The 12,941-nt window shown below is 72.4% G+C and carries 11 protein-coding genes; 3 read left to right on the top strand and 8 right to left on the bottom strand.

Annotation, left to right across the window (positions count from 1 at the left end; all coding sequences use genetic code 11):
- Positions 1-200: 200 nt before the first annotated feature.
- The 4 genes from ACZ7N4_RS09435 to trhA form a co-directional block, all read right to left on the bottom strand.
- Positions 201-923 (bottom strand): Mut7-C RNAse domain-containing protein, encoded by a 723-nt coding sequence (locus ACZ7N4_RS09435; protein ID WP_471355633.1) that lies wholly within the window; start codon positions 921-923, stop codon positions 201-203.
- 33 nt (positions 924-956) lie between these two features.
- Entirely contained in the window at positions 957-1,589 is a 633-nt protein-coding gene (locus tag ACZ7N4_RS09440; RefSeq protein WP_471355636.1) for a TetR/AcrR family transcriptional regulator, read from the bottom strand.
- 5 nt (positions 1,590-1,594) lie between these two features.
- Positions 1,595-3,163 (bottom strand): DHA2 family efflux MFS transporter permease subunit, encoded by a 1,569-nt coding sequence (locus ACZ7N4_RS09445; RefSeq protein ID WP_471355638.1) that lies wholly within the window; start codon positions 3,161-3,163, stop codon positions 1,595-1,597.
- Positions 3,164-3,278: 115 nt separating this feature from the next.
- Entirely contained in the window at positions 3,279-3,992 is a 714-nt protein-coding gene (gene trhA, locus ACZ7N4_RS09450; protein ID WP_471355640.1) for a PAQR family membrane homeostasis protein TrhA, read from the bottom strand.
- A gap of 290 nt (positions 3,993-4,282) precedes the next feature.
- On the opposite strand from trhA, the gene ACZ7N4_RS09455 reads away from it, so the two are divergent.
- A complete protein-coding gene (locus ACZ7N4_RS09455) occupies positions 4,283-6,106 on the top strand; it encodes a phosphoenolpyruvate carboxykinase (GTP) (protein ID WP_471355642.1) in 1,824 nt (607 codons plus the stop codon).
- Positions 6,107-6,340: 234 nt separating this feature from the next.
- Here ACZ7N4_RS09455 and ACZ7N4_RS09460 read toward each other — a convergent pair whose 3' ends face one another.
- Both ACZ7N4_RS09460 and ACZ7N4_RS09465 read right to left on the bottom strand, forming a co-directional pair.
- On the bottom strand, positions 6,341-6,760 hold the full coding sequence (locus ACZ7N4_RS09460; RefSeq protein ID WP_471355645.1) for an SCO4983 family protein: 420 nt from the start codon (positions 6,758-6,760) through the stop codon (positions 6,341-6,343).
- Positions 6,761-6,868: 108 nt separating this feature from the next.
- Complete coding sequence (locus ACZ7N4_RS09465; RefSeq protein ID WP_471355648.1) at positions 6,869-8,080, bottom strand: pyridoxal phosphate-dependent aminotransferase; 1,212 nt, start codon at positions 8,078-8,080, stop codon at positions 6,869-6,871.
- A gap of 126 nt (positions 8,081-8,206) precedes the next feature.
- Between ACZ7N4_RS09465 and ACZ7N4_RS09470 the strand changes: the two genes are divergently transcribed.
- Positions 8,207-8,977 (top strand): hypothetical protein, encoded by a 771-nt coding sequence (locus tag ACZ7N4_RS09470; protein WP_471355651.1) that lies wholly within the window; start codon positions 8,207-8,209, stop codon positions 8,975-8,977.
- Positions 8,978-9,167: 190 nt separating this feature from the next.
- On the top strand, positions 9,168-10,028 hold the full coding sequence (locus ACZ7N4_RS09475) for a S1 family peptidase (RefSeq protein ID WP_471355654.1): 861 nt from the start codon (positions 9,168-9,170) through the stop codon (positions 10,026-10,028).
- Positions 10,029-10,035: 7 nt separating this feature from the next.
- On the opposite strand, the gene ACZ7N4_RS09480 is transcribed toward ACZ7N4_RS09475, so the two are convergent.
- The gene (locus ACZ7N4_RS09480; RefSeq protein WP_471355658.1) at positions 10,036-11,646 is read right to left on the bottom strand and encodes an N-acyl-D-amino-acid deacylase family protein; all 1,611 of its coding nucleotides are present in this window, start codon (positions 11,644-11,646) and stop codon (positions 10,036-10,038) included.
- A gap of 9 nt (positions 11,647-11,655) precedes the next feature.
- The gene (locus ACZ7N4_RS09485) at positions 11,656-12,927 is read right to left on the bottom strand and encodes an amino acid deaminase (protein ID WP_471355660.1); all 1,272 of its coding nucleotides are present in this window, start codon (positions 12,925-12,927) and stop codon (positions 11,656-11,658) included.
- Positions 12,928-12,941 lie beyond the last annotated feature (14 nt).

Raw genomic sequence — 12,941 nt, forward strand, 5'->3', positions numbered from 1 at the left:
GGCCTCCGTGTAGGTGGGGCACCTGGCGGCCCGCTCGCTGGTGAAGGCCACGAGCGCGCGGAAGACCACCATCGGCAGGAGCAGCCCGAGCCCACCCCGCCGCCACGCGGACGTCGTCCCGCACCCGGTCGTCGGCCGTCCGAGCCGTGTTCATGCCCCGGCCGACCCCGCGGGCGGGCCCCGCGGATCGGCCGGCGTACTCAACCGCCCTGGGTGCGCCTGCTCAGCGCCCGCTCCACGACCGCCTCCAACTGGTCGTGGTGCGCGCCCTTCCAGTAGACGCGGCCGCAGTCCGTGCACTGGGCGAAGACGTCGTACGAGCGCTGGGTGCCGCCCTTGAGCCGGTCGGCGACCTCCGCCTTGGTGGCCTGCTTCAGCAGGCCGTTGCAGGCGGTGCAGCGGGTCCAGGGGCGCAGGTCGGGGGCGAAGCGGTCGAGGACGTCCTGGAGCTGGTCGTCGGGGCGGGTGCTGTAGACGAAGGCACCGGCCCACAGTTCCCGGCGGCGCAGCAGGCCCCGGTCCCGGCTGAGCATGACCCGCTTCTCGGCCGCGGAGCGGGCGGCGAGCGCCGGGTCGCCGATGTCCGTCGACTCGTACGCCGTGTCCACGCCGAGGAGGCGCAGCCGGCGGGCCAGTGTGCCGAGGTGGACGTCGAGGAGGAAGCGGAGCGGTGCGCCGGGCACCCGCTGGGGCCGTTCCACCGGCCGCACGGCGACGCGCTCGGCCGGCCCCGGGATGTGCGAGGGCGGGACCGTGCGGCCGTCCACGACCAGCGCGCCGACCTCGGTGAGCGGGACCCCGAGGGACTCGACGACGTGCCCGAGCGTCGAGACGCCGTCGGTGACGAGCGTCCGGCGCGGCGCACGCGGGACGAACACGGACAGCTCGGGGGCGAACTCGACGTGGATCTCGGGACCGTTCACCCGGTCAGGATGCCACGGGAACGGGCCGTGGCCTCAGGGTTTTCCGGTGGGCAGGCCGCGCTCCAGGACGTCGAGGGCGCGGTCCAGCGTGGCGCGCAGGTCGTCCTCGAAGCCGTTCTCCGCCCAGCACATGTTGGCCTCCATGAGGCCGCCGACCAGGGCCATCGCGTAGACGCGCACCTCCAGGCCGTCCGGGTCCAGGGCGAAGCGCTCGCCGAGGACCGTCCGGAGCATGCGTCCGCTCTCCGACATGCTCTCGACCATCCGGGAGCGGACGGCGGGGACCCGGGCCGCGAGGTGTGCCCGCAGCCGGACCACCTCCGGGTCCTCCGCCATCATCCCGTCGAAGACCTTGTGCATCACGTACCGCACCGAGTCCGTCCACGTCTCTCCCGCGGGCCGGGCGCGCAACTCCTCGAGCATCAGGGGGTCGTACTCGTCCGTGAGGACGATGTCCTCCTTGGTCGGGAAGTACCGGAAGACGGTCGACGGCGACACCTCGGCCCGGTCGGCGATCTGCTCGATCGTCGTGGCGTCGTAGCCCTGCTCCCTGATCAGCGCGTACGTCGCGGCGCGGATCGCCCGGCGGGTCTTGATCTTCTTGCGTTCGCGCAGTCCGAGCGGGGGGCGGTCGGCGGGGGAGAGGGGGGAACGTGCGGCCGTCATGCCGGTCATTGTCCGGCATCGGCCGTGGTGGGGGCCACGGGCCGGGTCTCCTCCCCTTCCGTGCGCCGGGCCGCCGGTGCGTTCGGCAGGAGCAGCGCCGCGAGCAGGGCGGACACCAGGGAGGCCACCGCGCACACCAGCAGCACCAGGGTCATGCCGTGCACGTACGAGGCGTCCGCCGAGGACGCGAGGTGTGCGGAGCCGGTCCTCGCGGCGACCAGGTGCGCGGCGACCACGGACTCCCCGGCGGTGTGCGCGGCGGCGGAGGGCAGCCCGGTGACGTCGAGCCGGTCCCGGAAGGCGTCCGCGAGGAGGCTGCCGAGCAGCGCGATGCCGATGGCGCCACCGACCTGGCGGAGGGTCGTCAGCAGCCCCGATCCGCTGCCGGCCCGGTCGGCGGGCAGCGTGCCGAGGGCGCCGTCCATGGCCGGGACCATGCAGAAGCCGAAGCCGAGGCCCGTGATCGACAGCCACAGTGCGGTGAAGCCGTAGCCGGAGTCCACCGTCGTACGGCTGCCCAGCAGGGCGGCGAAGGCGAGCACCGCCAGGCCCGCGCCGACCACGGCCCGGGCGCCGAACCGGACGACCACCGGCTGGGCGCCCCGCGCGGCGACCAGCAGCCCGCCCATCATCGGCAGCAGCCGCAGGCCGGTGCCGAAGGCGTCGTTGCCGAGGACGGCCTGGAGGTACGGGGGCAGCACGAACATCAGGCCGGACAGCACGAACATCACCAGCGTCGCGGCGACGGTGTTGAGCAGGAAGCCTCGTCGGCCGAGCAGGGTCAGGTCGAGCATGGGGCGGGCCGCCCGGCGTTCGCGCAGCACCAGGGCGGTGAGGAGCACGGCCGACGCGGCGAGCACGGCCAGGGTCAGCGGGTCCCCCCAGCCGCGGTCGGGGGCCTCGATGATCGCGTAGACGAGGGCGCCCAGGCCGGTCGCGGTGAGCACGGTGGAGAGGACGTCCACCTTCGGGGAGGCCGGGTCCCGGGTCTCGGGCAGCAGGAACACGCAGGCGGCGATACCGAGGGCCGCCATCGGCACGTTGACCAGGAAGACCGAGCCCCACCAGAAGTGGCCCAGCAGCCAGCCGCCGAGGATCGGGCCGAGCGGCAGGCCGAGCGCGGAGGCCGCGGAGATCAGGCCGATCGCCTTGGTGCGCTCGTCCGGGCCGAACAGCGAGGGCAGCACGGACAGGGCGAGCGGCATGACCAGCGCCGCTCCGACGCCCATGACCGCGCGGGCGGCGATCACGGCGTGCACGTCGCCGGCCAGCGAGCCGAGGAGCGAACCCGCCAGGAAGACGCCGAGCCCGGCGACGAGCATCCGGCGGCGCCCGAACCGGTCGCCGAGCAGACCGGCGGGGAGCATCAGCGCCGCGAAGACGACGACGTACGCGTCCGCCATCCACTGCTGCTGGCCCGTGGTGGCGCCGAGCTGCCCGGCCATGGTCGGCAGGGCGACGTTGAGGATCGTCGTGTCGAACCCGAGCACCAGCATGCTCGCGACCAGGGCGCCGAGGGCCCACCAGCGGCGGGGGTGGCGCCGCGTCCCGTCCACCTGAATGACAGTAGCCATGAAATGAAAGTAACTGTCAAAATAGTGGGACTGTCAACTCCTGCGGGAGTGTCAGGCAACGAGAAGCGGCCACGGCTCGGGTGAGCCGTGGCCGCGAGGAGCGGGGCGAGCGGGGTTACGCGTGCTGGTACGCCACCAGCGAGATCCCGACGTAGTGGACGACGAACGCGGCGAGGGTGAAGGAGTGGAAGACCTCGTGGAAGCCGAACCAGCGCGGTGACGGGTTGGGGCGCTTGATGCCGTAGATCACGCCGCCGGCGCTGTAGAGCAGCCCGCCGACGACCACCAGCACCAGGACGGCGACGCCGCCGGTGTGCAGGAAGTCCGGCAGGAAGAAGACCGCCGCCCAGCCCATCGCGATGTAGCAGGGCGTGTAGAGCCAGCGCGGGGCGCCGACCCAGAAGACGCGGAAGACGATGCCCGCCGCCGCGGCGGCCCAGATGCTCCACAGCAGCCACCGGCCCTTCCCGTCGGGCAGGAGCAGCAGGGTCAGCGGGGTGTAGGTGCCCGCGATGATCAGGAAGATGTTGGCGTGGTCCAGGCGGCGCAGCACGCCGTCCATGCGTGGGCTCCAGTTGCCCCGGTGGTACAGCGCGCTGACACCGAACAGCAGGCAGGCCGTCAGGGCGTAGACCCCGCAGGCGACGCGGCCTCTGGTCGAGTCGGCGAGGGCGGTGAGCACCAGGCCCGCTATGAGTACGGCCGGAAACATGCCGAGGTGCAGCCAGCCGCGGAGCCTCGGCTTGACCGGATGCGGCAGGGAGAGCGCGACGGGGCCGCGGCCGGCGGCCGGCGTGTCCGTGGGCGCGTCGGGGACGGGCGCAGTCATGCGCCGCATGGTACCGAGACCGCCGTAAGTCGTTCATCAGTCCACGGACATCTCCGCGTCATGGACCGGTCGGGCAAAAAGTCCTTCACCTGAACCCAACGTGGACGCAAAGAGTCCAGGAAATCGTGTGATTCCTCACGCCGCTCACCTGTGATGCCCCCTGGACAGATGCGCACTAGACTCGGATGATCAAATGAGTGCGGTCGGCACCGGATGAGCGGGCTACGAAGCATCCGGGTCGCGGCCCCCACGGGGCGGACAAACACAAAAACCCTCACTTAGGAGCAATCGTGGCGCGCGACATCGCGGCTCCCACCGTCGTCCCCACCAACCACCAGGAACTGATCTCGTGGGTCAACGAGATCGCCGAACTGACGCAGCCGGACCGTGTGGTCTGGTGTGACGGCTCCGAGGCCGAGTACGAGCGGCTGTGCGAGGAACTGGTCGCCAAGGGGACGTTCAAGAAGCTCGACCCGGTCAAGCGCCCCCACTCCTACTACGCCGCCTCCGACCCGACCGACGTCGCGCGCGTCGAGGACCGGACCTTCATCTGCTCCGAGAAGGAGGAGGACGCCGGCCCGACCAACCACTGGAAGGACCCCGCCGAGATGCGGGAGATCTTCTCCGGCGAGAAGGGCCTGTTCCGCGGCTCCATGCGGGGCCGCACCATGTACGTCGTCCCGTTCTGCATGGGCCCGCTCGGCTCCCCGCTGTCCGCGCTGGGCGTGGAGATCACCGACTCCGCGTACGTCGCCGTCTCCATGCGCACGATGACGCGCATGGGCCAGGCCGTCCTGGACGAACTCGGCGACGAGGGCTTCTTCGTCAAGGCCGTCCACACCCTCGGCGCCCCGCTGGAGGAGGGCCAGGAGGACGTCCCCTGGCCCTGCAACTCCACCAAGTACATCTCGCACTTCCCCGAGGCGCGCGAGATCTGGTCCTACGGCTCCGGCTACGGCGGCAACGCCCTGCTCGGCAAGAAGTGCTACGCCCTGCGCATCGCCTCGGTCATGGCCCGTGACGAGGGCTGGCTGGCCGAGCACATGCTCATCCTGAAGCTGACCCCGCCGCAGGGCGAGTCCAAGTACGTCGCCGCCGCCTTCCCCTCCGCCTGCGGCAAGACCAACCTCGCCATGCTGGAGCCCACGATCTCCGGCTGGACCGTGGAGACCATCGGCGACGACATCGCCTGGATGCGGTTCGGCGAGGACGGCCGCCTCTACGCGATCAACCCGGAGGCCGGCTTCTTCGGCGTCGCGCCCGGCACCGGCGAGCACACCAACGCCAACGCGATGAAGACCCTGTGGGGCAACGCGGTCTTCACCAACGTCGCCCTCACCGACGACGGCGACGTGTGGTGGGAGGGCATGACCGAGGAGCCCCCCGCCCACCTGACGGACTGGAAGGGCAACGACTGGACGCCGGCCTCCGGGACCCCGGCCGCCCACCCCAACGCCCGCTTCACCGTGCCGGCCTCGCAGTGCCCGATCATCGCGCCCGAGTGGGAGGACCCCAAGGGCGTGCCGATCTCCGCGATCCTCTTCGGCGGCCGCCGCGCCAGCGCCGTGCCCCTGGTCACCGAGTCCTTCGACTGGAACCACGGCGTCTTCCTCGGTGCCAACGTCGCCTCCGAGAAGACCGCCGCCGCCGAGGGCAAGGTCGGCGAGCTGCGCCGCGACCCGTTCGCGATGCTGCCGTTCTGCGGCTACAACATGGGCGACTACATGGCCCACTGGATCGACGTCGCCAAGGACAAGGACCAGTCCAAGCTGCCGAAGATCTACTACGTCAACTGGTTCCGCAAGAACGACGAGGGCAAGTTCGTCTGGCCCGGCTTCGGCGAGAACTCCCGCGTCCTGAAGTGGATCGTGGAGCGGCTGGAGGGCCGGGCCGAGGGCGTCGAGACCCCGATCGGCATCCTGCCGACGAAGGACGCGCTGGACACGAACGGCCTCGAACTGGCCGACTCCGACCTGGACTTCCTGCTCACCGTCGACAAGGAGATCTGGCGCGAGGAGGCCGCCCTGGTCCCCGAGCACCTCAACACCTTCGGTGACCACACCCCGAAGGAGCTGTGGGACCAGCACCGGGCGCTGGTGGAGCGCCTGGGCTGACCGGCCCCGCCGAAAGACCCCACGGCCGGCCAGGATGTGCCCTGACCAGCGATCGTCACGACCGGCCGTGGAACAACCCCGGGAAGGGCCCCGCACAACGGCGTGCGGGGCCCTTCCCGTGCGCCCCCTTGCTCACCGGATCTTCACACGAGCCGAGCGCGGTGTGTGGCGCCCGGTCCGCGTGTCGCTGCGGGTGCACGCGGACCGGGGCCGTTCGAGGGGATCCCCGGGGGATCAGTGGGCGGTGCTGTACGCCTTCGGCCCGGACAGGGCGGCGGTGTGCGCGTCCATCCGCTGGGCCGCGAGGATCGCCGCCGCCGTGTCGGCGCGCGACGCGGCGACCACGAGCGCCCGGCCGGCGAGGGCGTGCGCGCGCCGGTGCAGGGCGGCGGGGTCACCGGCCGAGGCCGGTGCCGCCCGCAGCGGCGTACGTCCTCCCCGCAGCCGGGCCACCTGTGCCGCGAGGCGCTCCGCCGCCGTGTCCAGATCGGCGGACGGGCTCAGGGCGCGCAGCTCGTCGGTGACCGCGAGCAGCGCGGCGAGGTGTCCGGCGAGCTGGATGTCCAGCTCCTCCTCGCGCGAGCGGTGCGGGAAGTCGGAGGGGGTGCCGGCCATCGTGCTGTGGACCGACTTGGCGCGGATCGGTTCGTACATGGGGGATGGCCTCCTGTGCTCTGACAGGAAACCATCCTAGCTTGGATTTCGTCTAAAGTTGAGTCGGGTCACGGAGCGAGGTCCCGCGGTCACCTCTGGCTGTATCCGTCAGCGCCGGCCGTATCCGTCCAGGAAGTTCCCGATCCGGGTCACCGCGTCCCGCAGGTCCCCGACCGACGGCAGCGTCACCACCCGGAAGTGGTCCTGCTCGGGCCAGTTGAAGCCCGTGCCCTGGACGACCATGATCTTCTCCTGCCGCAACAGGTCCAGGACCAGCTGTCGGTCGTCCTTGACCCGGTAGACCTCCGGATCCAGCCGCGGGAACAGGTACAGCGCGCCCTTCGGCCGTACGCAGCTCACACCCGGGATCTGGGTGAGCAGCTCGTACGCCGTGTCCATCTGCTCCTTCAGCCGCCCGCCCGGCAGCACCAGGTCCTTGATCGTCTGGCGTCCGCTGAGCGCGGCGACCACCCCGTGCTGCCCCGGCATGTTGGCGCACAGCCGCATGTTGGCCAGGATCGTCAGGCCCTCGATGTAGGAGTCGGCGTGCGCGCGGGGGCCGGAGATCGACATCCAGCCGACGCGGTAGCCGGCCACCCGGTAGGCCTTCGACATGCCGTTGAACGTCAGCGTCAGCAGGTCCGGCGCGACCGCCGCCGTCGGGGTGTGCGTGGCGCCGTCGTAGAGGATCTTGTCGTAGATCTCGTCGGAGCAGACCAGCAGGTTGTGCCGGCGGGCGATGTCGGTCAGCCCCCTCAGCACCGCCTCGTCGTACACCGCGCCCGTGGGGTTGTTCGGGTTGATGACGACGATCGCCTTGGTGCGGTCGGTGACCTTGCGCTCGATGTCGGCGAGGTCGGGCATCCAGTCCGACTGCTCGTCGCAGCGGTAGTGCACCGCCGTGCCGCCGGAGAGGGAGACGGCGGCCGTCCACAGAGGGTAGTCCGGGCTCGGTACGAGCACCTCGTCGCCGTCGTCCAGCAGGCCCTGCATCGCCATCACGATCAGCTCGGAGACGCCGTTGCCGATGAAGACGTGCTCGACGTCCGTCTCGATCCCGATGGTCTGGTTGTGCATCACCACCGCGCGGCGCGCGGCGAGCAGGCCCTTGGCGTCGCCGTAGCCGTGCGCGGTGGAGACGTTGCGGAGGATGTCCTCCAGGATCTCCGGGGGGCACTCGAAGCCGAAGGCGGCCGGGTTGCCGGTGTTGAGCTTGAGGATGCGGTGGCCCGCCGCCTCAAGCCGCATGGCCTCTTCGAGCACCGGGCCCCGGATCTCGTAACAGACGTTGGCGAGCTTGGTCGACTGGATCACCTGCATGTCCGTGAGCTTACGGCCCGGTAACGCCTCATGGCCCGTGTTTTCCGCCACGTGAGACCCGGGAGTCTGCCCGGATATCGACGTCGGCTGTCTCAGGAGTCACTTGCATCCCTAGAATTCGCTGACATGTCCACGGAACGGGAGTACGAGGCGGGGGCGTACGGAACGGAGGCGGCGGGCGGCGCGCCCGGCGTCCGGCCGAACGTGTACCACCCGCAGCCGGCTCCGGCCCCCGCGTACGAGCAGTACGCCGACCCCGCCGCCGCGCACGGCTGGCAGAACGCCTACGACGGCACGCGCGACCTCGCCCCCCGGGCCGAGCCGCCGGAGTCGGGGCAGCGGGCGAAGCCGCCGGAGCCGGGGGAGCGGCCCGGGGTGCCCGCCGTGGACGCCCCCGCCGGGGCGCGTGAGCCCGGCCGGGCCGGCCGGCGGCGTGCCGCGCGGCGTCCGGGCGGCCGGCGCCGGGTGGTGGTGGCCGCCGGCGTCCTCGGCGTGGCCGGCGCGGTCGCGGCCCTCGCCGGGCTGGGCGGTCCCAACTCCCCGGACGGCGCGCGTCCCGGAGCCGGCCGGAGCGCGGGTGCCGGTGCCGCGTCGGCGAGCCCCGGCGCGGAGACCGCCTCCCCGGGCACGGCGTCCCCGGCCGGCGCGGGCGCCGGCGGCTCCTCGCCCTCCCCCGCCGCCGCCTCCCCTGACCCCTCCGCCCCCGCCACCGCCGGCACCCGGGACCCGGGCGGCGCGACGGACCACGGCCCCGGCGTCACGACCTCGGCGCCGGCCCCCTCGGCGTCCGGCGCCCCGAGCCCGACGGCACCGACGGCCGCGCCGACGGTGTCACCGTCCGGCACGCCCGCCGGCAGGGGCCGCGGACACGGCCACGGCACCTGGAAACACCCGTAGAACCGGGGGTTGGTGACGACATGTCCGGTGCCGTGAGCGGTCGCGCCCCCGCCCGCGCGCACAGGGAAACCCCTATGACCTGACACCGCGTCTTGTCCCCGCGCCTCTCCGCTGCTGAGAATGCGCATGACAACCGAGTGGGCGACCGGAAGCACCTCCGGTCGCCCCAGTCGTAAGAGGGGACCCCCACGTGAACAAGCCTCTCCTTGCCGCGCTTTCCGCCCTGGCGATAGCCGGACTGGGCGCGACACCGGCGGTCGCCGCACCGCACACGGCCGCCAAGACCACCGCCCCGCACTCCGCCAAGGCCGTCAAGGCGGCCGTCAGCTTCGCCGGCACCGTCTCGCTCAGCAACTGCTCCGGCTCCGTCATCCGCTTCCCGGGCTCGGCCGACACCGACCCGGCGCTCGTGCTGACCAACGGCCACTGCCTGGAGACCGGCATGCCGGGTCCCGGCGACGTCATCACCGGCCAGTCCTCCAGCCGTTCCTTCGGCCTGCTGAACGCCTCCGGCTCCAGGATCGGCACCCTCCGCGCCAACCAGGTCGTCTACTCGACCATGACGGACACGGACGTCACGATCTACCGCACCACCACCACGTACGCGGCGATCAGGAGCACGTACGGCATCAGTCCGCTCACCGTGCAGGACACCCACCCGGTCGCCGGCACCGCCATCAAGGTGGTCTCCGGGTACTGGAAGCGCACCTACAGCTGCAACATCGACGGGTTCGTGTACCGGCTGAAGGAGGGCGACTGGACCTTCAAGGACTCGGTCCGCTACACCTCCTCCTGCAACACCATCGGCGGCACCTCCGGCTCCCCGGTGATCGACACCACCACCGGCAAGGTCGTCGCCGTCAACAACACCGGCAACGAGGACGGCGAGCGGTGCACGGTGAACAATCCGTGCGAGGTCGACGCGAACGGCAACGTCACCGTCCGCCAGGGCATCAACTACGCCCAGGAGATCTACAACATCCCGGCCTGCTTCACCACCGGCAACCGTCTCGACCTGAGCGCGGCCGGCTGCACCCTGCCCAAGCCGTAAGCGCGGTTCACAGCGGCGTACGGCGGACGGACCGCCCCGCGAGGACGTCCGTCCGCCGGCCGTCCTCGACGGCGAACCGGCCGTCGACCAGCACGTACGGGATCCCGTCCGGCAGCGTGCGCGGCTCGGCGAAGGTGGCGCCGGACGCGACCGTCCCCGGGTCGAACAGCACCAGGTCGGCCCGGTAGCCCTCGCGCACCAGCCCGCGGTCCGGCAGCCGCAGCCGCGCCGCGGGCCGGGAGGTCAGGTGGGCGACGCACTCCTCCAGCGTCAGCACCCCCGACTCCCGCACGTAGTGCCCCAGATAGCGCGGGAAGGTGCCGTACGCCCGCGGATGCGGCTTGCCGCCCCGGAGGATGCCGTCGGAGCCACCGGTGTGCGCGCGGTGCCGCATGATCGCGCGGACGTTCTCCTCGTGGCCGACGTGCTGGAGGACCGTCGTGCCGAGCCGGTCGCCGACCAGCAGCCGGCGCGCCGTCGTCCACGGCTCCTCGCCGCGCAGCCGCGCCGCCTCCCGCACGGTACGGCCCACCAGGCCGGCCAGGGCCGGATCGGTGACGCCGGAGATCTCGACCGTCTCCCACTCCACCGGCACCCCGTGGCAGCCGTCCGAGCCGGTGACCTCCAGGGCGTACCGGATCCGCTCGGCCGTCTCCGGGTCGGCGAGCCGGGCCAGCACCTCCTCCGGGCCGCCCTCGCTCGCCCAGCTCGGCAGCAGCGCGGCGAGGGTGGTGCAGCCGGGGGTGTAGGGATAGGTGTCCAGCGTGATGTCCACGCCCGCGTCCAGGGCCCGGTCGAGCAGCGCGAGCAGCTCCGGCGCCCGGCCCCGGTTCACGCCGAAGTTCATCGTCGCGTGCGCGAGGTGCAGCGGACAGCCCGCCTTCCGGGCCAGGTCCACCATCTCCGCGTACGCCTCCAGGGCGCCGGCGCCGTAGGAGCGGTGGTGCGGGCAGTAGTAGCCGCCGTAGGACGCCACCACCCGGCACAGCTCGGTCAGTTCGCCGTCCCCGGCGTACATCCCGGGCGTGTACGTCAGCCCGGAGGACAGTCCGACCGCGCCCTGCTCCAGCCCCTCGGCCACCAGCCGCCGCATCCGGTCCAGCTCCGCCGGGGTGGCCGGGCGGTCCTCCCAGCCGACGACGAGCGCCCGGACCGTGCCCTGCGGGACCAGGTAGGCCGCGTTCACGGCGATCCCCCGGTCCAGCCGGTCGAGGTACTCGCCGACGCTCCGCCAGTCGACCTCGACGTCGTCGCCGTACCCGTTCCAGCCGGTGACCGCCCGCCGCACCTCCTCCAGCGTGCGGTCGTCCACGGGGGCGTACGACAACCCGTCCTGCCCCAGGACCTCCAGGGTGACCCCCTGCGCGACCTTGGCGCTGTGGTCCGGGTCGCGCAGCAGGGCCAGGTCGGAGTGGGCGTGCATGTCGATGAAGCCGGGCGAGAGGACCAGGCCCTCCGCGTCGATCTCCCGCACCGCCCCCGGGCGTTGGCAGCCCGCCGCAGCGGCCTCCTTGACGATCGAGACGATCCGGCCGGCGTCGACCACGACATCGGCGCGGTACGACGGCTCACCGCTGCCGTCGACCACGTCGGCGTCCCGGATGACCAGGTCCTCCACACGGGCCTCCTAGAAGAACGTACGGATGTAGTCGACCACCGTGCCGTCCGCCTCGGCCACCGGGATCAGCTGCCACTTGTCGAAGGACGTGCACGGGTGGGAGAGGCCGAAGCCGACCCAGTCGCCGACCTCGACATCCGCGCCGGGCCCGGTGCGCAGCCACAGGTGCTGGTCGGACAGGGCGGTCACCTCGATCCCGGTCGCCGCGTGCTCGCCGCCGTCCCGGCGTACCACGTGCGCCACCGGCAGGTCGAGGTCGTAGGCGGCGTCCCGCTTGCCCGCGTTGACGAACGCCTCGGCCGGGGACGGCCGGGACACCACCTGCGCCCACAGCCGGAACGCGGGCTCCAGCGCCCCCTCCTCCGGCACCCGGTTGAACGGGGTCAGCCTGCTGTAGTGCACGTCGTCGTGCGAGACGTACGCCCCCGAGCGCAGCAGCTTCAGCACCGGCAGGGAGAGCCCGGGGACAGCGGCGAAGACATCGGCGACGGCGTCGAACCACTCGCTGCCGCCGGCGCTCACCACGATCTCGCCCGCCCCGGCGAACCGCCCGGCCCGGTCGAACTCCACGGCCAGCGCCACCAGCCGCTCCAGCCACGCCCGCACCCGCTCCGGGGAGGCGTCCGGCACCTGCGCCTCGTACCCCGCCACGCCGACGAGCCGCAGCGTCGCGGTGCCGGCCACCGCGTCGGCGACGGTCCGGGCCTCCGCCTCCGACCGCACCCCGGTCCGGGCGCCGTCGCCCGCGCCGACCTCCACCACCACGTCCACCGGGCGGGCGGTGCCGCCGAGGGCCGCGTCCATCAGCTCCACCCCGCGCACGGAGTCGACGTAGCAGACGAACCGGAACTCCGGGTCGGCGGCCAGCTCGCCGGCGATCCAGCGCAGGGCGGAGGCGTCCACCAGTTCGTTGGCGAGGAACACGCGCCGGACGCCGAACGCCCGGGCCACCCGCACCTGGTGGGGCAGTGCCAGCGTGATCCCCCAGGCGCCGTGCTCGATCTGGCGGTGGAAGAGCTGCGGGGCCATGGAGGTCTTGCCGTGCGGGGCGAAGGCCAGACCGTGCCGGGCGGTGTACGTCTCCATCAGCGCGAGGTTGTGCTCCAGGCGCTCGGCGGAGAGGGCCAGGACGGGGGTGGTGAAGCCGTCGCCGTCCCGGAAGAGGTTGCGCCGCTGGGCGGTGAGCTCGGCGACGGTGAGGCCGTCGGCGTCCGGCGGGAGGCCCTTGAAGCGGTGGTCGACACGTTCCTCGGCAAGGCGGGTGAGCGCTTCGGTGCCCATGGAGCCCCTCTCTC

Source organism: Streptomyces sp. NPDC107654 (assembly GCF_055639035.1).

Coding starts and splice junctions, on each gene's coding strand:
- ACZ7N4_RS09485 (WP_471355660.1), bottom strand. CDS start 12,927: ATGGGCACCGAAGCGCTCACCCGCCTTGCCGAGGAACGTGTCGACCAC.
- ACZ7N4_RS09440 (WP_471355636.1), bottom strand. CDS start 1,589: ATGACGGCCGCACGTTCCCCCCTCTCCCCCGCCGACCGCCCCCCGCTC.
- ACZ7N4_RS09470 (WP_471355651.1), top strand. CDS start 8,207: ATGTCCACGGAACGGGAGTACGAGGCGGGGGCGTACGGAACGGAGGCG.
- trhA (WP_471355640.1), bottom strand. CDS start 3,992: ATGACTGCGCCCGTCCCCGACGCGCCCACGGACACGCCGGCCGCCGGC.
- ACZ7N4_RS09465 (WP_471355648.1), bottom strand. CDS start 8,080: ATGCAGGTGATCCAGTCGACCAAGCTCGCCAACGTCTGTTACGAGATC.
- ACZ7N4_RS09460 (WP_471355645.1), bottom strand. CDS start 6,760: ATGTACGAACCGATCCGCGCCAAGTCGGTCCACAGCACGATGGCCGGC.
- ACZ7N4_RS09445 (WP_471355638.1), bottom strand. CDS start 3,163: ATGGCTACTGTCATTCAGGTGGACGGGACGCGGCGCCACCCCCGCCGC.